The 24,151-nt window shown below is 62.2% G+C and carries 21 protein-coding genes; 11 read left to right on the top strand and 10 right to left on the bottom strand.

What is annotated here, in order from left to right:
* Window positions 1-9 precede the first annotated feature (9 nt).
* From ACIPO9_RS18220 to ACIPO9_RS18210, 3 genes are all read right to left on the bottom strand, one after another.
* Complete coding sequence (locus ACIPO9_RS18220) at window positions 10-1,938, bottom strand: PhoX family protein (protein ID WP_400782600.1); 1,929 nt, start codon at window positions 1,936-1,938, stop codon at window positions 10-12.
* A gap of 105 nt (window positions 1,939-2,043) precedes the next feature.
* Window positions 2,044-2,808 carry a TOBE domain-containing protein gene (locus tag ACIPO9_RS18215; RefSeq protein WP_400782598.1) on the bottom strand — a complete coding sequence of 255 codons (765 nt, stop codon included), beginning with the start codon at window positions 2,806-2,808 and terminating at the stop codon, window positions 2,044-2,046.
* Window positions 2,809-2,974: 166 nt separating this feature from the next.
* Window positions 2,975-3,709 (bottom strand): ComF family protein, encoded by a 735-nt coding sequence (locus ACIPO9_RS18210; protein ID WP_400782596.1) that lies wholly within the window; start codon window positions 3,707-3,709, stop codon window positions 2,975-2,977.
* A 109-nt stretch (window positions 3,710-3,818) separates the two neighbouring features.
* On the opposite strand from ACIPO9_RS18210, the gene bioB reads away from it, so the two are divergent.
* The 5 genes from bioB (at window position 3,819) to bioD (ending at window position 8,534) form a co-directional block, all read left to right on the top strand.
* Window positions 3,819-4,874, top strand: coding sequence for a biotin synthase BioB (gene bioB, locus ACIPO9_RS18205; RefSeq protein ID WP_400782595.1), 1,056 nt, complete (start codon window positions 3,819-3,821; stop codon window positions 4,872-4,874).
* 132 nt (window positions 4,875-5,006) lie between these two features.
* Window positions 5,007-6,197 (top strand): 8-amino-7-oxononanoate synthase, encoded by a 1,191-nt coding sequence (gene bioF, locus ACIPO9_RS18200; RefSeq protein ID WP_400782593.1) that lies wholly within the window; start codon window positions 5,007-5,009, stop codon window positions 6,195-6,197.
* A complete protein-coding gene (locus ACIPO9_RS18195; protein WP_400782591.1) occupies window positions 6,190-6,921 on the top strand; it encodes an alpha/beta fold hydrolase in 732 nt (243 codons plus the stop codon). The genes bioF and ACIPO9_RS18195 overlap by 8 nt, the downstream gene beginning before the upstream one ends.
* A complete protein-coding gene (gene bioC, locus ACIPO9_RS18190; RefSeq protein WP_400782589.1) occupies window positions 6,914-7,765 on the top strand; it encodes a malonyl-ACP O-methyltransferase BioC in 852 nt (283 codons plus the stop codon). Before ACIPO9_RS18195 ends, bioC begins: the two co-directional genes overlap by 8 nt.
* A gap of 88 nt (window positions 7,766-7,853) precedes the next feature.
* On the top strand, window positions 7,854-8,534 hold the full coding sequence (bioD, locus tag ACIPO9_RS18185) for a dethiobiotin synthase (protein WP_400782587.1): 681 nt from the start codon (window positions 7,854-7,856) through the stop codon (window positions 8,532-8,534).
* A gap of 146 nt (window positions 8,535-8,680) precedes the next feature.
* On the opposite strand, the gene ACIPO9_RS18180 is transcribed toward bioD, so the two are convergent.
* From ACIPO9_RS18180 to ACIPO9_RS18155, 6 genes are all read right to left on the bottom strand, one after another.
* Window positions 8,681-10,153, bottom strand: a complete 1,473-nt coding sequence (locus tag ACIPO9_RS18180; protein ID WP_400782585.1) for an aldehyde dehydrogenase family protein — start codon at window positions 10,151-10,153, stop codon at window positions 8,681-8,683.
* Entirely contained in the window at window positions 10,146-10,964 is an 819-nt protein-coding gene (locus ACIPO9_RS18175) for an ABC transporter permease (RefSeq protein WP_274131520.1), read from the bottom strand. The genes ACIPO9_RS18180 and ACIPO9_RS18175 overlap by 8 nt, the downstream gene beginning before the upstream one ends.
* A 1-nt stretch (window position 10,965) precedes the next feature.
* The gene (locus ACIPO9_RS18170; protein WP_400782584.1) at window positions 10,966-11,919 is read right to left on the bottom strand and encodes an ABC transporter permease; all 954 of its coding nucleotides are present in this window, start codon (window positions 11,917-11,919) and stop codon (window positions 10,966-10,968) included.
* 22 nt (window positions 11,920-11,941) lie between these two features.
* On the bottom strand, window positions 11,942-13,093 hold the full coding sequence (locus ACIPO9_RS18165) for a PotD/PotF family extracellular solute-binding protein (RefSeq protein WP_274131516.1): 1,152 nt from the start codon (window positions 13,091-13,093) through the stop codon (window positions 11,942-11,944).
* Window positions 13,094-13,136: 43 nt separating this feature from the next.
* Window positions 13,137-14,273, bottom strand: coding sequence for an ABC transporter ATP-binding protein (locus tag ACIPO9_RS18160; RefSeq protein ID WP_274131514.1), 1,137 nt, complete (start codon window positions 14,271-14,273; stop codon window positions 13,137-13,139).
* 208 nt (window positions 14,274-14,481) lie between these two features.
* The gene (locus ACIPO9_RS18155) at window positions 14,482-15,291 is read right to left on the bottom strand and encodes a LuxR family transcriptional regulator (RefSeq protein WP_274131512.1); all 810 of its coding nucleotides are present in this window, start codon (window positions 15,289-15,291) and stop codon (window positions 14,482-14,484) included.
* 307 nt (window positions 15,292-15,598) lie between these two features.
* Here ACIPO9_RS18155 and ACIPO9_RS18150 point away from each other — a divergent pair, with 307 nt between their 5' ends.
* The 4 genes from ACIPO9_RS18150 (at window position 15,599) to ACIPO9_RS18135 (ending at window position 21,695) form a co-directional block, all read left to right on the top strand.
* Window positions 15,599-15,895, top strand: coding sequence for a pyrroloquinoline quinone biosynthesis protein PqqE (locus ACIPO9_RS18150; protein ID WP_274131510.1), 297 nt, complete (start codon window positions 15,599-15,601; stop codon window positions 15,893-15,895).
* A 381-nt stretch (window positions 15,896-16,276) separates the two neighbouring features.
* Window positions 16,277-18,082: a phenylacyl-CoA dehydrogenase gene (locus tag ACIPO9_RS18145; RefSeq protein WP_274131508.1), complete on the top strand. Its 1,806-nt coding sequence runs from the start codon at window positions 16,277-16,279 to the stop codon at window positions 18,080-18,082.
* A 317-nt stretch (window positions 18,083-18,399) separates the two neighbouring features.
* Window positions 18,400-19,695, top strand: a complete 1,296-nt coding sequence (locus ACIPO9_RS18140) for a GGDEF domain-containing protein (protein WP_400608630.1) — start codon at window positions 18,400-18,402, stop codon at window positions 19,693-19,695.
* 221 nt (window positions 19,696-19,916) lie between these two features.
* Window positions 19,917-21,695: an acyl-CoA dehydrogenase C-terminal domain-containing protein gene (locus ACIPO9_RS18135; RefSeq protein WP_400782580.1), complete on the top strand. Its 1,779-nt coding sequence runs from the start codon at window positions 19,917-19,919 to the stop codon at window positions 21,693-21,695.
* 245 nt (window positions 21,696-21,940) lie between these two features.
* Here the strand turns inward: ACIPO9_RS18135 and ACIPO9_RS18130 are convergent, their stop codons facing one another.
* Entirely contained in the window at window positions 21,941-22,849 is a 909-nt protein-coding gene (locus ACIPO9_RS18130; RefSeq protein WP_274131502.1) for a LysR family transcriptional regulator, read from the bottom strand.
* A 162-nt stretch (window positions 22,850-23,011) separates the two neighbouring features.
* Here ACIPO9_RS18130 and ACIPO9_RS18125 point away from each other — a divergent pair, with 162 nt between their 5' ends.
* Both ACIPO9_RS18125 and ACIPO9_RS18120 read left to right on the top strand, forming a co-directional pair.
* Window positions 23,012-23,668 carry an aminotransferase class III-fold pyridoxal phosphate-dependent enzyme gene (locus ACIPO9_RS18125; RefSeq protein WP_400782578.1) on the top strand — a complete coding sequence of 219 codons (657 nt, stop codon included), beginning with the start codon at window positions 23,012-23,014 and terminating at the stop codon, window positions 23,666-23,668.
* Between the two features lie 173 nt (window positions 23,669-23,841).
* Window positions 23,842-24,003: a YqaE/Pmp3 family membrane protein gene (locus tag ACIPO9_RS18120; RefSeq protein WP_274131500.1), complete on the top strand. Its 162-nt coding sequence runs from the start codon at window positions 23,842-23,844 to the stop codon at window positions 24,001-24,003.
* Window positions 24,004-24,151: the final 148 nt, after the last annotated feature.

Below are 24,151 nucleotides of genomic sequence, written 5' to 3'. Positions count from 1 at the left end.
CGGCTTACGTCAAGCGCCGATGATCCCGCCATCCTCCCGGGTAATCACCATCACCGAAGACCTCGGCTTGCCGTCAGGCAGATGCTCGGGGAAGGTCGAGCCGCCTTTCTCGCCGGGGTGCTGGATGCCGACGAACAGTGCCTTCTGATCCGGCGCGAAGCTGATGCCGGTCACCTCACAACCCACAGGGCCCACCATGAAACGGCGGATCTCACCGCTGGCCGGGTCCGCGCAGAGCATCTGGTTGTTGCCCATGCCCGCGAAGTCGCCGGCGTTGGAGTAATCGCCATCGGTGAGAATCCACAACCGCCCGGCCTTGTCGAAACCCAGGCCGTCCGGGCTGTTAAACATGTTCTGTGGCGTGATATTGCTGGAACCTGCCTGGGGTTTTCCGGCGTGCGCCGTGGGGTTGCCGGCCACGACGAACAGATCCCAGGCGAAGTCCATGGACGCCGCATCCGAGCCCTTTTCCTGCCAGCGCAGAATCTGCCCGTACTGGTTCTTTTCACGTGGGTTGGGGCCGCCCACCGGCTGACCGTCCTCACCGCGCTTGGCGTTGTTGGTCAGCGTGCAGTAGACCTGGCCATCCTTGGGGCTGACCACGATCCACTCCGGGCGATCCATGCGTGTGGCCTTGACCACGCTGGCGGCCAGGCGCGCATGAATCAGCACTTCAGCCTGGTTGGCAAAGCCGCTCGAGGCATCGATGCCGTTCTTGCCGTGTGTCAGCTCGATCCACTTCCCTTGCCCCTTGGGGTGATCGGGGTTGCTGTCGCCGTTATCGAACTGCGCCACATAAAGGGTGCCGTGGTCGAGGATGTCGCGGTTGGCCTTGGGGTTCTTGTGGTTGACCTTGTCGCGGCTGATGAACTTGTAGATGAACTCGCCACGTTCGTCGTCGCCCATGTAAACCACGACGCGGCCATCCTTGGTTTCAGTCAGCGCGGCGTTCTCGTGTTTGAAGCGGCCCAGTGCCGTGCGCTTGACCGGCGTGGATTTGGGGTCGAACGGGTCGATTTCCACCACCCAACCGTGGCGGTTGAACTCGTTGGGGTTCTTCGCCACGTCAAAGCGTTCGTTGTGCGGGTGCCAGTTCACTTCCTTGCTGGTGGCGACCACTCCGTAGCGCTTGGCGGCTGCGTCGAACTTCTGTGCAGGATCGCTGCTGCCGAAGCAGTCGGTGAAGTTCTCTTCGCACGTCAGATAAGTGCCCCAGGGCGTCTTGCCGTTGGCGCAGTTCTGGAAGGTGCCGAGAACGGTCTTGCCGGTTTTGTCGGCAGCGGTCTTGAGCCACTCATGACCAGCTGCGGGGCCGCTCAGGTGAATCGGCGAGTTGCCGTGAATGCGGCGGTTGTATTTGGAGCCTTGCACGAACTTCCACTGGTCCCCTTCGCGCTTCACTTCGATCACCGAAACGCCTTCGCTGGCCAAGGCCTTGTGCACGTCGTCGGCGGATTGCGGATCCTTGCCGTGGTCGAACAGGTAGCGGTAGTTGGTGTATTCGTTGTTGATCGCTATCAGCGCGCGGGTGGCGGTGTTGGCGTTATCGCCAGGGAAGGTGAACAGGCTCATGCCGTCGTTGTTGTCGCCGAACTGCAGCTCCTGGGCCTTGGCCGTGCCCATGCCGCTCGGGTCGAACGCCGGACCGCCCGCGTGCAGCGGCTGGCCCCAACTGATCAGAACAGAAGACTTGTAGCCCGGTGGCAGGCTGATGCTGTCGGCGGTGGCGGCAGGAATGCTGTCGAAACCCAGCAAGGCGCTGTTGCCGGCGCTCACACTGGCAGCCATTACGCTGCGGCTGAGCAGGTTGCCGCCCATGAACATCGCGGCACCGCACAGGGCCCCCGCGCTGATGAAGCCTCGGCGGGTCATGCCCACGCTGTTCTGTTGCACCAGTGTTTCGAGGTCGGTCGACTGGTTTTCTTCGAGTAGTTTCATCACGGGCTTCCTGCGGTTTTTGCCGCAAACCTTATTCAGCCCGGATGACGTTATTGTGTCTGCCTCATGACGGCCATTGGCCTGCTTTCTGGCCGTTTGCAGATGCTAAAGCGGCGTGCCAATGAGCACGTTGGACGGCGCGAACTGCACCTGAACATCGCCGCCCACCTTGAGTTTCAAGGCCCCGAGGTGATCGGCCTCGGCCAGCGCACAGAGCTTCTGGCCACTGGGCAGGACGATTCTGACCTCGCTCGGGCCATCGTCCGCATCGAGAATTTCATCGATTTTGCCGTCCAGACAATTGTGTCCAGTTGTTGCGGGCTGACCCGGAGCGAGCAATTCCAGCCAGCCAGCCTTGATCAGCGCGAACACGTCGGTGCCTGCTTCAAGCCCGAGGCGCAGTGTGCTGTCATGGGTGATCTGCGCCTGAATCTCAAGCCCGCCGGACAGTTGCATACCGATCATGTCATTGCGCCCGAAGGCTGTGATATCCACCACCTGGCCATGCAACTGATTGCGCGCGCTGGTGCGCAACATCAAGCGACTGAGCAGCGCCAGATCGCCGGATTCCTCAGGGCTTTCCAGCAACTGGGCCTGAAGCGCCTGTAGACGCTGATAAAGCTGCAACACCCGCTCGCCTTCCTGGGAAAGCTTCGCACCGCCGCCGCCACGGCCGCCCACACTGCGCTCGACCAACGGCTTCTGCGCCAGGTTGTTCAGCTCATCGATGGCATCCCACGCCGCCTTGTAACTCAACCCCGCGCTCTTCGCCGCCCGGGTGATCGAACCCTGCTCGGCGATGTGCTGCAACAGCGCAATGCGATGCGGCCGGCGGACCATGTGTTGGGTGAGGGAAGGGGGTAGGGACATGTCGGGCAGATTTTTCTGGAAGGGGTGGCGTAGGAGTTTAAGGCAAAAATGAATCTACGGTCCGCAGGTATTGTAGGAGCGCGCTTGCCCGCGACCGCAGTCCGCCTGCCACAGATAGGCCGGCTGAAGTGGCGCAATCGCGGGCAAGCGCGCTCCTACAGGGCCCTCAGTCACCAGGCTTGGGCGTACGCGCCAGGCAGTACACGTCTACTCGCCTTGCACCCGCCTGAATCAACAACCTGGCCAATGCATCGGCGGTAGAGCCGGTGGTGAGAACGTCGTCGATCAGGGCGATGTGCAGGTCTGTCACGGTCGAGGGCCCGGTCAAGGCGAACGCGCCCTGCAGGTTGCGCTTGCGGGCCTTGGCGTCCAGGCCTTGCTGGGCCGGGGTTTCCTTGACGCGTTTTATCAGCCTTTCATTCACTGGAAGTTTCAGCGCCTGGCCTAGCCAGTGAGCAATCATTGCCGCCTGGTTGTAACCGCGCTCGCGCATTCTCTTGCTGGAAAGCGGCACCGGGATCAGCACGTCCGGCGGTTGCAGGCCTTCTTCAAAGCGGTGCAGCAGGTTTTGCGCGAGCAACTCGGTGAGCAATCGCCCCAGCGGCCACTTGCCCTGGTGCTTGAAGCGTGTGACCAGCGCGTCGATGGGGAAGTCGTACTGCCACGGCACGATGACTTCATTGAAGGCCGGCGGCTGGCGGGTGCATTGCGCGCAGGTCAGCCCTGACATCGGCATGGGCAGTGCGCAGCACTCGCAAGGGTCGATGAGCCAGGGAAGCTCGCTCTCGCATGGGGTGCAGATCGGGCTGATGGAATCGGTCTGTTCGTCGCACAGCAGACACATCTGTACGTTTTTTAACCAGATGTAAACCTGATGCCCGTTGCGAGGTTGACAGCGCATGCCGCTTCCTTAAATATGCCGAACATCCGTGTTGCGCCTGTGGACTTTATGGTTTTGCCGAGTGAGCCAAACCGCCCGGGTAGTCGCCAAATACATCAAGGAGCCGCCCATGAGCGCCAGCATCAATGCCACTTTGCGTCACGACTGGACCTTAGCCGAAGTCAGGGCGCTGTTTACACAGCCCTTCAATGACCTGCTGTTTCAGGCGCAAACCGTGCATCGCGCTCACTTCGACGCCAACCGCGTTCAGGTCTCGACCCTGCTGTCGATCAAGACCGGCGCCTGCCCCGAAGACTGCAAGTACTGCCCTCAGTCCGGTCACTACAACACCGGCCTTGAGAAAGAAAAACTGATGCAGGTCCAGCAGGTGCTGGAAGAAGCCGCACGGGCCAAGGCCATCGGTTCGACCCGTTTCTGCATGGGCGCCGCCTGGAAGCATCCGTCGGCCAAAGACATGCCGTACGTGCTGGAGATGGTCAAGGGCGTGAAGGCCATGGGCCTGGAAACCTGCATGACCCTGGGCAAGCTCGACCTTGATCAGACCAAGGCCCTGGCTGATGCCGGCCTGGACTACTACAACCACAACCTCGACACCTCGCCGGATTTCTACACCAGCATCATCACCACCCGCACCTACAGCGAGCGTCTGCAGACCCTGGCCTACGTGCGCGATGCGGGCATGAAGATCTGCTCCGGCGGCATCCTGGGCATGGGCGAGTCGCTGGACGACCGTGCCAACCTGCTGATCCAGTTGGCCAACCTGCCTGAGCACCCTGAGTCGGTGCCGATCAACATGCTGGTCAAGGTTGCCGGTACTCCGCTGGCCAATGCCGAAGACGTCGATCCGTTCGATTTCATTCGCATGCTGGCGGTGGCGCGCATCCTGATGCCGCAGTCCCACGTGCGTCTGTCGGCAGGTCGCGAGGCCATGAATGACCAGATGCAGGCCCTGGCGTTCTTCGCCGGTGCCAACTCGATTTTCTACGGCGACAAGCTGCTGACCACCGCCAACCCGCAGGCCGACAAGGACATGCTGTTGTTCTCGCGTCTGGGCATCCAGCCCGAAGCGCGCGAAGAGCATTCCGATGAAGTGCACCAGGCGGCCATCGAGCAGGCGCTGATCGAACAGCAGAGCAGCGAGATGTTTTACGACGCGGCTGTCTGAAATCACACAGCCCCCTTGTAGGAGCGCGCTTGCCCGCGACGGCGGCGTGTCAGTCGCACATCCGTCACAGACACATCGCGGTCGCGGGCAAGCGCGCTCCTACAACGTACATTGGAATTTCCCGAGGCCTGCATGTCATTCGATCTGAGCGCACGTCTCGCTGCCCGTCGTGCCGAACATCTCTACCGTCAACGCCCGCTGCTCGAGAGCCCGCAGGGCCCTGAAGTGGTGGTCGATGGCAAGCGGTTGCTGGCTTTCTGCAACAACGACTACATGGGCCTGGCCAACCATCCCGACGTGATCAAGGCCTGGCAGGCCGGCGCCGAACGCTGGGGCGTGGGTGGCGGGGCTTCGCATCTGGTGATCGGCCACAGCACCCCGCACCACGCACTCGAAGAAGCCCTGGCCGATTTCACCGGTCGCCCCCGCGCCTTGCTGTTTTCCAATGGCTACATGGCCAACCTCGGCGCGGTCACGGCATTGGTGGGGCAGGGCGATACCGTGCTGGAAGATCGCCTCAACCACGCCTCGCTGCTGGATGCGGGCCTGCTCAGCGGCGCGCGTTTTTCCCGTTATCTGCACAACGATCCCGACAGCCTGAACACCCGGCTGGAAAAGGCCGTGGGCGATACGCTGGTGGTGACCGACGGTGTGTTCAGCATGGACGGCGACATCGCTGACCTGCCTGCGCTGGCCAAGGTCGCCAAGGCGAAAAACGCCTGGCTGATGGTCGACGACGCCCATGGCTTCGGCCCTTTGGGCGCGAACGGCGCAGGGATCGTCGAGCACTTCGGTTTGAGCATGGAAGAGGTGCCGGTGCTGATCGGCACGCTTGGCAAATCCTTCGGTACCGCAGGCGCATTCGTGGCGGGCAGCGAGGAGTTGATCGAGACGCTGATTCAGTTCGCCCGTCCCTATATCTACACCACCAGCCAGCCCCCAGCCTTGGCCTGCGCGACGTTGAAAAGCCTCGAACTGCTGCGCACCGAACACTGGCGGCGCGAGCATTTGCAGGCGCTGATCAAGCAATTCCGCGAGGGCGCACAAGCGATTGGCCTCGAGTTGATGGACAGCTTCACGCCGATCCAGCCGATCCTCATCGGCAGCAGCGACCGTGCCCTGCGCCTGTCGCAGATGCTGCGCGAGCGCGGCTTGATGGTCACCGCGATCCGCCCGCCCACCGTGCCTGCAGGCAGTGCGCGTTTGCGCGTGACCTTGTCCGCGGCCCACAGCGAAGCCCAGGTGCGGCTATTGTTGCAAACACTGGAGCAGTGCTATCCGCTGCTGGGGGAAAGTGAATCGGTGGAGGCACACCATGCGTGACCAATTGATCCTGCTGCCGGGCTGGGGCCTGGGCGTATCGCCCCTTGAGCCGCTGGCGGCGGCGCTGCGTGGGCTGGACGAGCATCTGCGGGTCGAGATCGAGCCGCTGCCGGACATGGACACCGACAATCTCGACGACTGGCTCGACGAGCTGGATGCCACCCTGCCGGACAACGTCTGGCTGGGCGGCTGGTCCCTGGGTGGCATGCTGGCCGCCGAACTGGCTGCAAGGCGCGGCGAGCGCAGCTGCGGGCTGGTGACCTTTGCCAGTAACCTGTGCTTCGTCGCACGAGGAGACTGGCTAAGCGCGATGCCCCAGACCGATTTCGACGCGTTCATTGCCGGGTGCAAATCCGACCCCGACGCCACCCTCAAGCGCTTCAGCCTGCTGTGCGTTCAGGGCGCCGAAGAACCGCGCGCACTGTCGCGCCAACTCAAGGCCGGTGCGCCCCATGGCACGAGCCAGGGCCTGATCGAGGGCCTCAAACTGCTGGAGCAACTGGACACCCGTGCCGCGCTGCAGGCCTATCGCGGCCCGCAACTGCACCTGTTCGGCGGTCTCGATGCACTGGTTCCGGCAGAAGCGAGTGCCGATCTGCTCAATCTGCTGCCTGATGTCGAAGTCGGCGTGATCGAGCAGGCCAGCCACGCCTTCATCCTGGAAAACCCTCACGGCGTGGCTGCGGCGGTCCAGGCGTTTCTACATGAGTCCGGTGATGACTGATCTTTCCCACTGTGCGGTGCTCAAAGCTGTGAAACAGCAACAGGCGACAACCCAGAGCCATCTGCCAGACAAGCGTCAGGTGGCGGCGTCCTTTTCCAAGGCAGCGGCCAGTTACGACAGCGTCGCTGAATTGCAGCGAGCGGTGGGCAGCGAGTTGATGTCGCGCCTGCCGGCTGATGTCGTGCCTGAACGCTGGCTCGATCTGGGCAGCGGCACCGGGTATTTCAGCCGGGTGCTGGCGCAGAATTTCCCGAGCAGCCAAGGCATCGCGCTGGACATCGCCGAAGGCATGCTCAACCACGCTCGCCCGCTGGGAGGCGCGCAGCATTACGTGGCCGGTGACGCGGAGCATCTGCCATTGGCCGATGGCAGCGTGGAACTGATGTTCTCAAGCCTTGCGGTGCAGTGGTGCTCGGACTTAGCCGCCGTACTGAGCGAGGCCCGGCGCGTCCTCAAACCTGGTGGCGTATTCGGTTTCGCGAGCCTGTGCGTCGGCACCTTGTACGAGCTGCGCGACAGCTGGCAGGCGGTGGATGGTCTGGTTCACGTCAACCGTTTCCGCGAGTTCGACGACTACCAGCGCCTCTGTGCCGACAGCGGGCTGCAGGTGCGTAGCCTGCAAGTGCTGCCCCACGTTTTGTATTACCCGGATGTGCGCAGCCTGACCCATGAACTCAAGGCACTGGGTGCGCACAATATCAATCCCGGGCGACCAGGCGGTTTGACTGGTCGGGCGCGGATTCAGGCGTTGATTGAAGCTTATGAGGCGTTTCGGCAGGAGAAAGGCCTGCCTGCGACCTATCAAGTGGTTTACGCCGTGCTGGAAAAACCGGCCGCTGTTTAAAAAATGACCCGTTTTGCGAGCGCTGTTCGTGTGGGCGCTATAGTGAGTAGGCAACAGCTTTGAAATATCTGAATGGATGGTCGCCAAGATGAGTGCTGCGTATTTCATCGCGGGAACCGATACCGATGTGGGCAAGACCACCATTGCCACGGGGCTGTTGTACGCGGCGCGCTCGGCGGGGCTGAGCACGGCGGCGGGAAAACCCGTGGCGTCGGGCTGTGACGTCAAGCCCAAGGGCCTGCGCAACCCCGATGCGGTGGCGTTGCGCGCTGAGAGTTCGATTGAATTGACCTACAACGAGGTCAACCCGGTGGCCTTCGAGCCGCCCATTGCCCCGCACCTGGCGGCGCGAGAGGCGGGCGTTGCGCTGACGGTGCAGTCGCTGCTCGGGCCGATGCGCCACATCCTCGACAAGCAGGCCGACTTCACCCTGATTGAAGGTGCGGGCGGCTGGCGCGTGCCTCTGGCGGATCAGGCCAACCTGTCGGACCTGGCGATTGCCCTGGGCTTGCCGGTGATTCTGGTGGTGGGCGTGCGCCTGGGTTGCATCAGCCATGCGCTGCTGTCGGCCGAAGCCATCGCCAACGACGGGCTGCAACTGGCGGGCTGGGTGGCCAACATCATCGACCCGAAGACTTCGCGTCTGGAAGAAAACCTCGCCACCCTTGCCGAGCGCTTGCCCGCGCCTTGCCTGGGCCGGGTGCCGCACATGAAGAAAGCCACGCCGGAAATGATCGCCGAGCATTTGCATCTGGAGTTGCTGGACTAAAAGCACATCACGCCGACCGTGATGATCGTTGATACCGACCGTAGCAGCACGGCTTGCCGGCGGGAGCGGTTTGTCTGTCACACATGAGTTGACTGACACACCGCTCCCGCCGGCAAGCCGTGCTGCTACGGGATGTGGTGCGGCATTTACTTGATATACCACCCCCAAGGCTGCTCACCGACGTACTCCGTCACCTGCTTGACCTCCAGATAGTTATCCAGTCCCCACTGCCCCAGCTCCCGGCCGATCCCGCTGTGTTTCATGCCGCCCCAGGGCGCTTCGACGAAGGTCGGCTGTGAGCAGTTGACCCAGACGATACCCGCCCTCAGCCGATTGGCCACCCGTGTCGCCCGTTGCGGGTCGGCGCTCATTACGGCGGCGGCCAGGCCGAAACGGCTGGCGTTGGCCATCTGCACAGCCTGTTCTTCGTCCTTGAAACGCTTGATGCACAGCACCGGGCCGAAGATCTCCTCGCGCCAGATGATGCTGTTGTGCCCAGGTTCGTCGAAAATCGCAGGCTCCATGAAATACCCGCGCTCAAGGTGCGCGGGCCGCTTGCCCCCGGTCAGCAGTTTCGCGCCGCTGGCCTTGCCCTGATCGATGAAACCCAGGACCTTTTCGTATTGCCCGCGACTGACCAGCGGGCCGAGCAGCACGCCAGGCTCCAGCCCCTGGCCAATGGTGATCTTGCGCGTCTCCTCGACCAGCCGTTCGATCAGCCGGGGCGCGATGCTCTCCTGCACCAACAGCCGCGAGGTAGCGCTGCACACCTGGCCCTGATTCCAGAAAATCCCGAACAGAATCCACTCCACCGCCGCCTCGACGTCGGCGTCGTCGAACACGATGAAGGCCGATTTACCGCCCAACTCCAGGCTGATGTTCTTGATGTCGCTGGCCGCCGCCGACATGATTTTCGCGCCAGTGGGCACGCTGCCGGTAAAGGCCAGCTTGTCGACGCCGGGGTGCAGTGTCAGTGGGCTGCCAGCATCTGCCCCGAGCCCGGTAACGACATTGAGCACGCCTGCGGGCAGGCCGATACGGTCTGCGGCGCCGGCCAGTTCCAGGGCCGTGAGGGGGGTCAGCTCCGATGGCTTGAGCACCACGCTGGCACCGGCCGCCAGCGCGGGGGCGACCTTCCAGGCGGCCATCAGCAGCGGGTAGTTCCAGGGGATGATCTGTCCTGCGACGCCAATCGGCTCCAGGCGGATACGGCAGCGAAAGCGCTCGTCGGGCAACGCCAGCGGCTTGTCCTGACGACCATCCAGCTCCCGGGCAAGGCCTGCATAGTAGCGAAAGCAGGCAATTGCGTCGCCGATGTCCCATTGCGCCTCGGGCAGCGGCTTGCCGTTGTCGCGCACTTCCAGGGTGGCGATGTCGTCCTGCGCGCCTTGCAACTCATCGGCCAGCGCTTCCAGCCATACCGCCCGTTCGGCGCCGGTGGTCTGCCCCCAGTCATTGTCGAAGGCCCGGCGCGCCGCGCGCACGGCATGGTCGATGTCCTCCTCGGTGCCGGCCGCCACCCGTTGCAGCGGCTGCTCGGTCGCCGGGTCGATCACGTCCAGGTAGCCGCCCAGGTCGGGGCTGACCCACTCGCCGTTGATGTACAACTGATCACGCATGTGAGGCTCCTGTGCGGCGATTCTGCAGGTAACGGGAGGTGAACAGCAGCGCCAGCGAAGCGCAGATGATCACGGTCGAAACGGCATTGATTTCCGGTGTCACGCCGCGGCGGATCGACGAGAAGATGTAGATCGGAAGCGTCGTCTCGGGGCCTGCCACGAAGAAGGCGATGATGAAATCGTCGAAGCTGAAGGTGAAAGCCAGCAGGAACCCGGCCATGATTGCGGGCGTTATCTGCGGCAGCGTCACGCGCCAGAAGGTTTCCAGCGGCGGTGCGTAGAGGTCGGCGGAGGCTTCCTGCAAGGCCTTGTCGAGGGAGTCGACGCGGCTGCGCACGATCACCATGACCAGCGCCATGGTGAACAGCGAATGCGCGGCGACCACGGTGAAAAAGCCCATGTTCAGCTTCGGCAGGCTCGGCGCCAGTTGTGCCAGCAGCGGGTTGAGGATGTCGAACAGGCTGATGAAGGCGATCAGCGTCGAGATGCCGATGACGATGCCGGGAATGATGATTGCGCAGTAGGTCAGGGCATCGAACATCAGCCGAACCTTCTTGCCCGCGCGTTGCAGGCCGAATACCGCCAGGGTGCCGAACAGGGTTGCCAGCACCGCCGAACAGGTGGCGATCAGCGCGCTGTTGCCCAAGGCTTCCATGATGAAAGGGTTGCTGAATGCCCGGCCGAACCACTGCACCGAGCAGCATTCGAAGGCCAGCCCGCTGCGCCCGGCGTTGAAACTGAACAGCATGATCAGCGCGATGGGCAGGTAAAGAAACAGGTACAGCGACGTCGAGTAGGTGCGCAGCCACATGTCAGAGCGCTCCTTCGCCAGGCTTGCCGCCGTAGCGGGCCACCAGTTTGAGATAGACGCCGATGATGACCAGCATCATCGCCACCAGCGTCATTGCAAGGGCACTGCCGAACGGCCAGTTGCGCGATTGCAGGAACAGGTCCACTAGCGCGTTGCCGACGAAGAACACCTTGCCGCCGCCGAGCACGGCGGGAATCAGGAACTCGCCCATCAACAGGATGAACACCAGCATCACCCCGGTAATGATGCCCGGCGCCGAGAGCGGCAGGGTGATCCGCCGGAAGCTCTCGAAGGCACTGGCGCCCAGGTCCGCCGAGGCTTCCAGCAGGCGTTTGTCGAGCTTTTCCAGGCTTACGTAAATGGGAAATACCATCAGCGGGAGGTAGCCGTAGACGATGCCGATCAGTACCGCATACGGGGTGTTGATCAGCCGCACGTCATCCAGTCCGACACTGGCCAGCAATGCAGGAATGCCCTTGCCGCTGAGGATGAAAATCCAGGCGTAGGTGCGAATCAGGAAGCTGGTCCAGAACGGCACGATCACCAGCGTCAGCAGCAACGAACGATTCTTGCCCGCCTTGACCGCCAGAAAGTACGCCAGCGGATAGGCCGCCACCAAGCACACCAGCGTGCCCAGCGGCGCCAGCACCAGTGTGTTGCCAAACGCTGCGGCGCGGGAGCCAAGGTTCAGGTAGTTGGCCAGCGTCAGGCCACCGGCGTAGCCGCCGACGGCACTGCGCTCACCAAAGCTGAAGACCAGGATGATCACCAGCGGCATCACCAGAAGCAGCAGGAACCACAGGGTGGACGGCAACAACATCAGCAGCGTGATGCGTCGGCCCAGGCTGCGTCGCCGGGTCTGCGCGCGCTCGCTGTCCGCATCGCTCGCGCCGGCTGCGGCGCGGCGTGCATCGGGGGTGATGACGGCATCCATGTGCGGTTCCTTATGGCTCATGTCGGTGTGTCGTGGCGTTCAATCAGGCGGACTTGAAGCGCGCCATCAGTTCGGCGCGGGCCGGGCTGGTCAGCGTTGCCGCCGCGCCGAACTCCAGCGGGCTCAGGTGCTCGGCGGCCGGGTACATGATCGGGTCGTTGAGCATCTCCTTGGGCAGCAGGGCGTCGACGCGCTTGTCGCCGCTCGGGTAGCCGTGGCTCAGGACTTCCAGCTTGTTGTGCTGCGGGTCGAGCAGGTAGTTGATGAAGGCGTAGGACGCATCCTTGTGCTCGGCGCTTTTCGGGATCGCGAAGAAGTCGCTCCACAGCTCGCCACCTTCGCTGCCCAGCGCGTAGACCATCGACGGAATGTCGCGATGCAGTTGCGAGGCATCGCCGGTCCAGGACATCGCCAGAATCGCGTCGCCGCTGCGCATCGACGGCTGGATGTCGGAGTTGATGGCGAACAGGTGCGGCTTGACCTCGATCAGCAGCTTTTCGGCGTCGGCCAGCTCTTTCGGGTCTAGCGAGTTGAAGCTGTAGCCGAAGGATTTCAGCGCGTTGCCGATGGCGGTCAGTTGGTAGTCGTGAACCATGGCGCGGCCATCGGCCTGGTCCTTGGCGACTGCCCAGAACTCTTTCCACGACGCCGGTTTGGCCTTGAGCTTGGCGCTGTCATAGGCCATGCCGGTGGTGCCCCAGTTTTTCGGCACGGCGTAGACCTTGCCATCGACCGTGCCCTGGGCCATGAATTTTTCCTGGAAGGCTGCGGCGTCGAAGTTGGGAATGCGCGACAGGTCCAGCGGTTCGATCAGGCCCAGTTTCACGTAGGTGCTGATGGTGTAGTTGGTCGGCACCAGCACGTCCCAGCCGCTGCCACCTGCCTGCAGCTTGGCGAGCATCTCCTCGTTGGAGCCGAACACGCTCATGGACACCCGCGCGCCGGTGGTCTTGGCGAAGTTATCGAGGTTGTCCTGGCTGTGATAGTTCGGCCAGGTAGCCAGGCCCAGGCGGTCGCCGATGTTCTGTTCGGCGCCGAACGCGCTGGCGCTGGAGCTGCCGGCCAGAAGGCCCGGCATGTTAGTGGCGACCACTGCTGCCGCGATGCCAAGGCCGGTGCGGCCGAGGAAGTCGCGGCGGGTGATCGAGCCGTTCTGCCAGCTGCGCATCGTCTTGATAAAGGTTTTCTGGTCCATGGCATTCTCCCCGTTTGTTAAATGGTGTGAAGCGCGTTGTCCGTTACAAGGCCATCGCCAGGCCGCTGGCGTTGTTCCAGCCCACCTGGACTGCCGCGCCGTGCTCGAAACCTGTTGTGTCGAAACCGCCTTGTGCGCCTGAACCGTGCTGGCGCGGCACTCGCACGCAGACGATGCCGAACGGCTGGGTGCGGACCCGGTATTCGGTGATGTTGCCCAGGTAAATGCGGTCCTCGACGCAACCTTCCAGCGTCACGTCGCGACCTTGCAGGCTGCCGCGGGCGGCGATGTCGATCAGCTCCGGGCGCACCGCGATGCAGCCTTCGGTGTTGGCGCTCAAGGCCGCGCCGTTTGGCGTCAGCGGGCTGCTCAATTCGATGCCCTGTTCGGTGCGCAGCAAGGCCGAATTGCCCTGCACCTGGCGCACCGTGCCGTTGAACAGGTTGGATTCGCCGATGAAGTCGGCCACGTAGCGGGTGGCGGGGGCTTCATAGAGTTGTTCGGGGGAGGCGGTCTGGATGATCGAGCCGCTGTGCATCACGCTGATGCTGTCGCTCATCGACAGGGCTTCTTCCTGATCGTGGGTGACCAGCACGAAAGTGATGCCGACCTCCCGTTGCAGGCGCAGCAGCTCGGACTGCATCTCCTTGCGCAGCTTGCGATCCAGCGCTGCCAGAGGTTCGTCGAGCAGCAGCACGGTGGGCTTGTTCACCAGCGCGCGGGCCAATGCCACACGTTGCTGCTGGCCGCCCGACAGCTCGCTCGGCTTGCGATGGCCCAGGCCCGACAGGCGCACCATTTCCAGCGCTTCGTCGGCGCGGCGTTGCTGTTCTTTCTTGTCCGGGCGCGGGGTGAGGTAGCGCAGGCCGTAGGCGATGTTCTGCGAGACGGTCATGTGCGGGAACAGCGCGTAGTGCTGGAACACCATGTTCACCGGACGCTGATAGGCCGGCACACCCGCCACGTTTTTGCCCGCCAGCCGCACTTCGCCAAGGGTCGGCTGATCGAAGCCTGCAATCATGCGCAGGGTGGTGGTCTTGCCGCAGCCCGAGCCGCCGAGAAAAGAGTGAAAGGTGCCGCGCTTGACCTGAAAACTCAGGTTGTTCACGGCCTTCAGATTGCCGTAGTGCTTCTCGACGTTGCAGAACTCGATATCGTTTTCATGGCGACTGTCGTTCATCAGAGGCTCTCGCATTCCAGTGCAGGGTTCGCTGCGATGGAGGCCAAACTAACAATCGCGGTTTCGGGCTGTATATATCCCTTGGGGGATAGAGGCGGCGTACCACTCACCTGTAGGAGCGCGCTTGCCCGCGACGGCGTAGCGTCAGACGTACCCACGGTGCCTGACACACCGCAATCGCCGGCGAGCGCGCTCCTACGGGATCGGTTCAGGCAGTGGCGGCGATATCCGGCCCGGTCAGTTCGCGAATGAACAACCCCAACAGCTCCGCCTGGCTGCCAATGCCAAGCTTGGCGTAGATGTTCTTGCGATGGATCTTCACCGTGCCAGGACTGATCACCAGTTGCTCGGCCACCGACGCACTGGAGTGGCCGCGCAACAGCAAACGCACGATCTCCTGCTCCCGCCCGGTAAGAATGTGATCGCCAAAGTGATCGAAAGCCGCGTGAACCTTGTAGTCCAGATCCTGTGGCGAGCGAGGCTGGCGCGCCCGATGCTGCCCCCAGGCCTCGGTGATGACTTGCTCGACAATCGGCTGCGCGCATTCCATCAATTGCAGTTCGTCCCGGCTGAACGCCGAGCTGGCCGTGGCGCGCATCAGCGACAACACCGCCATGGCGTCACCGCCCAGATCGACGAAAAACGCCACTTCCTCGGCCAGCCCGGTCTGCTGGTAATACGCCAGGTAATACTCGCTGAGGTAGAAATGGTCCGGCGCGAACTGGCGCAAACGCCACAGCCCCGGTGGCTGCCTGCGGGTGCAGGCGAGGTAGAAGGGGTCAAGCAGGTAAGGGCCACACTGGTAATCGTCGACGTAGATCTTGCGCTTGTCCGGCGCAAACGTGTCGAACAGCGCCAGGGGGCGATGGTTGCCCTCGTAGATGAACAACACGAAGTGATCGACCGGAGCGATCTGTTTCAGCCAGTGGCTCAAGCCGCCCAGACGCGCAGCGCCTCCCGACAGGTCGAGAAGATGAGCGATGCCGCTGGTCCAGTGTTTCAGTTCCTTTGGGCGCATGGGGCGTTCGACGACAGATCCATGGATGAGCACTTCAACACAGGATGCAGGATGTGCGCCACTGCACAGTTCGGGGCTTGCAGTGAGGCAGAGCGGGGCCTGACCGGTTAAGGTGAGGTTTCGGACTGTGTCGGGCTGCACCGTTTTCAGGCACAAGATGTCACCGGTCGCCACGCAGTAACGTTTCACGGCCGATTCAGGGCCGGCTCTATTAGCAGGCCCGATGCCATTATTGTTTTTGACGGGCGTTTTCAAGCCTCGTCTGTTTCAATGCTGGCTGTTCGCTTTATGAACAGAGGATTTGGACATGCAGATTTCACTGAACAACACGCTGTATCCGGGCCTGAGTGCAATTCAGGTCGGGCAGAACCGTGTCGATCAGGCCGCCACCCAGTTGGCCAGCCCGGCCACGGAAGTGTCAGGTCGCAGCCAGTCTTCGGATTTCCAGCTTGAGCGCCTGCGCTCGGTGGATCGCCCGCAGCGTTCGGACATGGCGACCAACGTCGTGGAACTGACCCAAGGCAAGATTCAGGTCCAGGCGGGCGTCAAGGTCGAGAAGGCCAGCGACGAAATGCTCGGCACCCTGATCGATACCTACGCCTGATCACCCGATTTCCCTCGCGACACCTCTGTTGCACGTGCGCTGCGGCGCACGTCATATCCTGCAACACCCTTCCTGAATAACGCCCTATCACGCGCCCGAATCGCGGCCTTCACGCGCCCGTTCCAGACGCCTCACTCAACTAGACTCAACCTGGCTGCCCGATGCTTTTTTTCGAGCTGGCGGGCATGCAGCTGGATGACGTTTTGTGCGCCCCGGATGAAAGGTTCACGACGCACCCTTGACAAGGTTTGGGCGTAAACGTATGTTTCAAACACCTGTTTGACCCTCGAACAAAATCCAAATCTCGAGGGCCGGGGCGAGCCCCCCACAGTGACCGGACGGTCATCCAATTCCAGGATTCATCAGCAGAGGTTTATCGCTATGCCGGACTACAAGGCCCCCTTGCGTGATATTCGCTTCGTTCGTGACGAACTGCTCGGCTACGAAGCGCACTATCAGAGTCTGCCAGCTTGCCAGGACGCCACGCCTGACATGGTCGACGCCATTCTCGAGGAAGGCGCCAAGTTCTGTGAGCAGGTGCTGGCCCCGCTGAACCGCGTCGGTGACACCGAAGGCTGCACCTGGAGCGAGTCCGGCGTCAAAACCCCGACCGGTTTCAAGGAAGCCTACAAGCAGTTCGTCGAAGGCGGCTGGCCAAGCCTGGCCCATGACGTCGCCCATGGCGGTCAGGGCCTGCCTGAGTCGCTGGGTCTGGCGGTCAGCGAAATGGTCGGCGAAGCCAACTGGTCGTGGGGCATGTACCCGGGCCTGTCCCATGGCGCGATGAACACCATCTCCGAGCACGGCACCCCTGAGCAGCAAGAGGCCTACCTGACCAAACTGGTCTCGGGTGAATGGACCGGCACCATGTGCCTGACCGAACCTCACTGCGGTACTGACCTGGGCATGCTGCGCACCAAGGCCGAGCCTCAGGCTGATGGCTCGTACAAGGTTTCCGGCACCAAGATCTTCATTTCCGCTGGCGAACACGACATGGCCGATAACATCGTCCACATCGTGCTGGCCCGCCTGCCCGATGCACCTGCGGGCACCAAAGGCATCTCGCTGTTCATCGTTCCGAAATTCCTGCCGGCAGCCGATGGCAGCGCGGGCGAGCGCAACGCAGTGAGCTGCGGTTCGCTGGAACACAAGATGGGCATCCACGGCAACGCCACTTGCGTGATGAACTTCGACAGCGCCACTGGCTTCCTGATCGGCCCGCCGAACAAGGGCCTGAACTGCATGTTCACCTTCATGAACACCGCACGCCTGGGCACCGCGCTGCAAGGCCTGGCTCACGCCGAGATCGGCTTCCAGGGTGGTCTGAAATACGCTCGCGAGCGTCTGCAGATGCGCTCTCTGACTGGCCCGAAAGCGCCGGACAAAGCCGCTGACCCAATCATCGTTCACCCTGATGTGCGTCGCATGCTGCTGACCATGAAGGCCTTCGCCGAGGGTACTCGTGCGATGGTGTACTTCACCGCCAAGCAGGTCGATATCGTCAAGTACAGCGAAGACGCCGAAGCCAAGAAGCAAGCCGATGGCCTGCTGGCGTTCATGACCCCGATCGCCAAGGCTTTCATGACTGAAGTCGGCTTCGAGTCCGCCAACCACGGCGTGCAGATCTACGGCGGCCACGGCTTCATCGCCGAGTGGGGCATGGAGCAGAACGTTCGCGACAGCCGTATTTCGATGCTGTACGAAGGCACCACCGGCGTTCAGGCGCTGGATCTGCTGGGCCGTAAAGTGCTGATGACTCAAGGCGAAGCGCTCAAGGGCTTCACCAAGATCGTGCACAAGTTCTGCCAGGCGCAGGAAGGCAACGAAGCGGTCAGCGAGTTCGTTGCACCCTTGGCTGCACTGAACAAGGAGTGGGGCGAACTGACCATGAAGGTCGGCATGGCTGCCATGAAGGATCGTGAAGAAGTGGGTGCCGCCTCGGTGGATTACCTGATGTTCTCGGGTTATGCCTGCCTGGCCTACTTCTGGGCCGACATGGCGCGCCTGGCTGCCGAGAAACTGGCCGCCGGTACCACCGAAGAAGCCTTCTACACCGCCAAGTTGCAGACCGCGCGCTTCTACTTCCAGCGCATCCTGCCACGCACCCGCACCCACGTTGCGGCCATGCTGTCGGGTGCCAATAACCTGATGGACATGAACGAAGAGCACTTCGGCCTGGCTTACTAAGCCACCGCCGGCTTTTACCTCAAGGCCGCCAGTCCTCCGGGACCAGCGGCTTTTTTGTGCCCGCAAGATCGCCCCCGCCGGCAAGCCGTGCTGCTACGGATTCGGAGTGGTCCCGATCTTGTGAACGACCGGATCCCCCGTAGCAGCACGGCTTGCCGGCGGGTCGCCCTCGAGCCTGCCTCCGATGCCGTGAGGCTGGAACGCAAAAAAACAGTGACCCAAATCACAATTTCTCCTCATCAAATCTGCCGGGTGGCCGATACAGGCACAATGCCATTTGATTTGAACTCGCTTCACACGGGTAGGAGATAGTCCTCTTGCAGCGCCCATCCGCCGCACGTCTCAGCCATTTTTTACCGTCATTGGGGTTGCTGCTCGCCGGCCTCGCGGCTGCCTACGTGAAAGACCTGAACGTGTTCTTCACCTCGCTCTTCAACGTACTGCCCACCCTGGTGCTTCTGCTCGGCGGTGCGTACTGCGGCGTGTACAAACGCCAGCGCGAACTGTTCCTGATGATTACGGTGTACGTCGCGTACTATCTGCTCGACACCCAGACCGATTTCTACCGCGACAACGGCAAGGTGCGTGAAGACGCCGCCGTGATCTTCCACCTCTGTTGCCTGTTGCTGCCGGTGATGTACGCGCTGTACGCCGCCTGGGAAGAACGCACCCATCTGTTCCAGGATCTGGTGGCCCGGCTGGCGGTATTCGTCGCCGTTGGCAGCGTGGCTCTGGGCCTTGAGCAGAGCTTCCCGGAAAGCCTGCTGGCGTGGCTCGCCGATATCCGCTGGCCAGCGCTGCATGGCGAGTGGATGAGCCTGATCCAGTTGTCCTACGCGACCTTCATGATTGCCTTCGGTGTGCTGATCTTCCAGTACGTGCGCAAGCCGCGCCCGCTGCATGCCGCGCAACTGGTGGGCTTGCTCGGCCTGTTCTGGGCATTGCCCAAGACCTTCATCCTGCCGTTCACCCTGAACATCATGTGCAGCCAGGTGATGTTGATGCTCGCTTCGGCGGTGGCTCACGAGGCCTACCAGATGGCCTTCCGCGATGAGCTGACCGGCCTGCCTGGGCGCCGCGCGCTCAACGAGCGGATGCAGCGTCTGGGTCGCAACTATGTGCTGGCGATGAGCGACGTCGACCACTTCAAGAAATTCAACGACACCCACGGCCATGACGTCGGCGACCAAGTGCTGCGGCTGGTGGCCAGCAAACTGTCGAAGATCACCAACGGCGGCGGGCGCGCCTACCGCTATGGCGGTGAGGAATTCGCCATCGTGTTCGCGGGCAAGACGCTGGAAGAGTGCATGCCGCACCTGGAGGCGATTCGCGAAACCATTGCGGTGTACGCGATCCATCTGCGCAACCAGGAGAACCGCCCGCAGGATGACCAGCAAGGCCGTCAGCGCCGCGCCGGGTCCCAGGCCTCGACCGTGTCGGTCACCGTAAGCATGGGCGTGGCCGAGCGTCAGCCCGAACACCGCAACCCCGAAGAAGTGCTCAAGGCCGCCGACCAGGCGCTCTATGCCGCCAAAGGCGCAGGCCGCAACTGCGTGGTCGCCCACGGCCAGACCAACAAGCGCGGCGCCGTGCGAATGGCTGCCGCCAGCTGAGCCCCCGCCTTCCACATGTAAATCACAGGCCTCCACCGACGGGTGGAGGCGTACCGATTTGCGTCATTTACCTGTGACTATAAATAGATAAATGGTCATGACTTGACCCTATGTGTCGCAAATGGTGTTCCTGTACACTCGGGATCAACTGACACATTGACGTCGCAAGATGAAAGCGATGTCTTTTCCCGGGTTATCTGCTGCTGTTTGCGAGGTTTGCCATGGCTGACTACAAAGCGCCGCTGCGCGATATGCGCTTCGTCCTCAATGAAGTATTCGACATCTCCTCCCTCTGGGCCACGCTGCCTGAATTGGCCGAGGTGGTGGATGCCGAAACCGTCGAGGCCATTCTTGAGGAAGCGGGCAAGGTCACCAGCAAGTCCGTCGCGCCCCTGAGCCGCGCCGCCGATGAAGAAGGCTGTCACTGGAAGGACACCGCCGTGACCACGCCGGCCGGTTTCGTCCAGGCCTACAAGACCTATGCCGAAGGCGGCTGGGTCGGTGTGGGCGGCAACCCCGAGTTCGGTGGCATGGGCATGCCCAAGGCCGTTTCGGCGCAGGTCGAGGAGATGGTCAACTCGTCGAGCCTGGCTTTCGGCCTGTACCCGATGCTGACCTCCGGCGCCTGCGTGTCGATCAACACCCATGCCAGCGAAGCGCTCAAAACCAAGTTCCTGCCCAACATGTATGCCGGCATCTGGGCCGGTTCCATGTGCCTGACCGAAGCCCACGCCGGCACGGACCTGGGCATCATCCGCACCAAGGCCGAGCCGCAGACCGACGGCGCCTACAGGATCAGCGGCACCAAGATTTTCATCACCGGCGGCGAGCACGACCTCACCGAAAACATCATCCACCTGGTGCTGGCAAAACTGCCGGACGCGCCGGCGGGCCCGAAAGGTATTTCGCTGTTCCTGGTGCCGAAATTCCTGGTCAATGACGACGGCAGCCTGGGCGCGCGCAACACCGTCTCCTGCGGCTCCATCGAACACAAGATGGGCATCCAGGCCTCTGCCACCTGCGTGATGAACTTCGATCAGGCAGAAGGCTACCTGATCGGCGAGCCGAACAAGGGCCTGGCGGCGATGTTCACCATGATGAACTACGAGCGCCTGGGCGTCGGCATTCAGGGCCTGGCATCGGGCGAGCGTTCGTACCAGAACGCCATCGAATACGCCCGCGACCGTCTGCAAAGCCGTGCGCCTACCGGTGCCCAGTCCAAAGACACCATCGCCGACCCGATCATCGTGCACCCCGACGTGCGCCGTATGCTGCTGACCATGAAGGCGCTGAACGAAGGCGGCCGTGCGTTCTCGACCTACGTGGCGATGCAACTGGACACCGCCAAGTACAGCGATGACGCCGATACCCGTCAGCGCGCCGATTCGCTGGTGGCGCTGCTGACGCCGGTGGCCAAAGCATTCTTGACCGATGTCGGGCTGGAAACCACCGTTCACGGCCAGCAAGTGTTCGGCGGCCACGGCTACATTCGTGAATGGGGCCAGGAGCAACTGGTGCGCGATGTGCGCATTACCCAGATTTACGAAGGCACCAACGGCATCCAGGCGCTGGATCTGATGGGGCGCAAGGTCGTCGCCAGCGGCGGGGCTTTCTACAGATTGTTCAGTGACGAAGTGCGTCAGTTCATCGATGCATCCGACGCGACTCTGGGTGAGTTCACCAAGCCGCTGGGCACCGCTCTCACCACCCTCGATGAATTGACCGACTGGGTTCTGGACCGTGCGCGCAGCAATCCAAACGAGATCGGCGCGGCTTCTGTCGAGTATCTGCACGTGTTCGGTTATGTGGCTTACGCCTACATGTGGGCGATGTCGGCAAAAGCGGCGTTGGGCAAAGAGGCGCAGGAAGATTTCTATGCCAGCAAGATGGGCACCGCACGTTTCTACTTCGCGCGTCTTTTGCCGCGAATTCAATCGCTTGCGGCGTCGGTGAAAGCCGGCAGCGAATCCCTGTATCTGCTGGACGCAGCGCAGTTCTGAGTCCGTCGCGCTCGTGTAAGCATTTGCTTACACGACGTGCTGGCATTTAGCTCTATCGCGGAATCGGATCCAAGTTTAATCTACACACATGGACGTCGCGCAGGATGCGCAAACAGATAACATGGACACGTAGGGAATACCTGCCAGGACGGCGGGAAGAAAGGGAAGTCACAGGGAAACAGTCTGGAAAACCTCGCTTAGGCGGGGTTTTCTTTTATCTGCGCCCTGCAAAATCTCGCCTCTGCTCAGGTCCCTGCAAACGGTGGGGGTTTGGGATTCTCCACCTCATCGAGCACCGACTTGAGCAACTCCAGAGTCGCCTGCTGTCTTTGTGCATCCCGATACACCAGGCCAATCTGCAGCGGCACCCGCGGTTCGCTCAACGGCTTCCACAAGAGCTCGACATCTTCCTGAATATTCTGCGCCCGCCCGGGCAACACCGTCGCAAGCTTCATGTGGGTGAGGCTGTCGAGAATGCCCGCCATGTTGTTCAGCTCGGCCTGCACATGGGGGCGGCGACCGAGGTTGGCCAGTTGGCTCTGCCAGATCTGCCGCACCTGAAACTCTTCGCCCAGCAACAGCATCGGCATCTCCGCCGCCTGGCTCATCGACACCTTCTTGAATTCACGCAGCGGATGACTGGCCGGGATGACCAGCTTGAGTTCGTCTTCGTACAGCAACATGCCGTGCAAACCCGGCTGACGCGGCGGCAGGTAACTGATGCCGATGTCGAGCGAGCCGTTGAGCAGGCGGCGCTCGATCTCCATCGCGCTCAATTCATAGATCTGCACCACCAGATGCGGCTGGGCCTTGCGCACGTGTTCGAGCATTTGCGGCACCAGACTTGAATGCACGGTCTGCATCACACCGATGGCCAGGGTGCGCTGGGACTGGCCCTTGAAGTTGCGCAGCGCATCCCGCGCCCGCTGCATGCCTTCGAGCAGCGGCACCGCGTGGTTGTAGAGGGTGTGCGCGGCCAGCGTCGGCAGCAGGCGTTTGCTGCTGCGTTCAAAGAGGCTGACGTCCAGGCTGTGCTCAAGCAGGCGGATCTGCTGGGAGAGCGCAGGTTGTGAGAGCGAAAGGCGCTCGGCAGCGCGTCCTACATGGCCCTCTTCGTAGACCGCGACGAAATAACGCAGTTGGCGGAAATCCATAAGCAATACTTATCGAAATGGCTGGAAAATCGAAATGGTCGTTTCGGCTGATGGCCCTTAGTCTACGCGCAACTCACGAGGGTTACAGAGCGATAACACGCGATGACAAGTGCTGGTGCCAAGGGTGTTTACATAGGTAAAGCGAAAAATCCGGATCAGGGTTTGGGTCACTCGCTTCTATCGCCTCTGCAGCGTCTGCGCCTTCGCACCGGCTGTGACGAAGCCGGCCTGTTCGCCAGTGAATCCGACGCTTGTGCGGGAGCGATGACGCTGGCCCGCAAATGGGGTCAGCGGCATCGGCGCGGCAAGTGTGGCGTGGTCCTCGCCAGCGGCGGACGCTTCGACGGGCTGATCGAGTCGATGGTTTCGGACTGTTTTAAGGTGCCGTTCAATGACCTGGCTGCGGTGGATGCGGCTGTCGATTCCGCCACTGTTGCCATCGTGCTTGAGCCGTTCCAGGGGCAGAGCGTCGTGACACCTGCCTTTCAGGCTTATGTGCAAGGTGTGGCCACGCTGTGCCACGAGCTGAACATCCTGCTGATTCTCAATGATGCCCGCGGCTCGACCGGGCAGCAGGGCGGGTTGCTGTGCGAAGAGGCCTATGGCATCAGCGCCGATATCGTGGTGCTGGGCGACCATTCCAATTGCAGCCCCCGCAGCGCGGCGTTGCTGGTGCGCGGCCATGCCTGCACGGCTGATCTCGACAGGTTGCCGGGCTTTGTGCCGGAGCCGGTTTCCCACCATGCGCCAAGGCCCGCGCCCAGACCTCAACCCAAGGCAGCGCCGTATATCCAGGCTTTGCACGGCCTGTTTGCATAACCGAATACCGTCTTGCGTTTTGTACGCCTCGCCCCGCACCGGATCTCTGGGAGCGGGGCGCTTTTTTTCCGGGGTGATGGCTTGATGACATGCGATGTTGAACCCCGCCAACGCGCCAGGGTCGATTAGCTGTGTGGGCCATACAGGCCTCTTATCGATCAGGAGCTTCACCCATGGACATCATTCGCATCATCGTCGCCATCCTGCTGCCACCCCTGGGCGTGTTCCTGCAAGTCGGATTCGGCGGTGCGTTCTGGCTGAATATTCTGCTGACGCTGCTGGGTTATTTCCCGGGGATCATCCACGCGGTCTACATCATTGCCAGCCGTAAGTAAGAGCGTCGCCTGGATTTCCCTGTCTTCATCCGGCTTGCCAGCGATTGCGATTTTAAATCCGCCACGCCGGCAAGCCGGACTACTACGGGATGAGAGGTGACCATTCAGCGATTTTCGGCGAACGCTTCGTAGCAGCACGGCTTGCCGG

It is taken from the genome of Pseudomonas sp. NPDC090203, from assembly GCF_044746765.1.
In the GTDB taxonomy this organism is placed as follows: Bacteria; Pseudomonadota; Gammaproteobacteria; order Pseudomonadales; family Pseudomonadaceae; genus Aquipseudomonas; species Aquipseudomonas putida_AD.
This window is presented reverse-complemented; position numbering and strand designations above follow the sequence as displayed.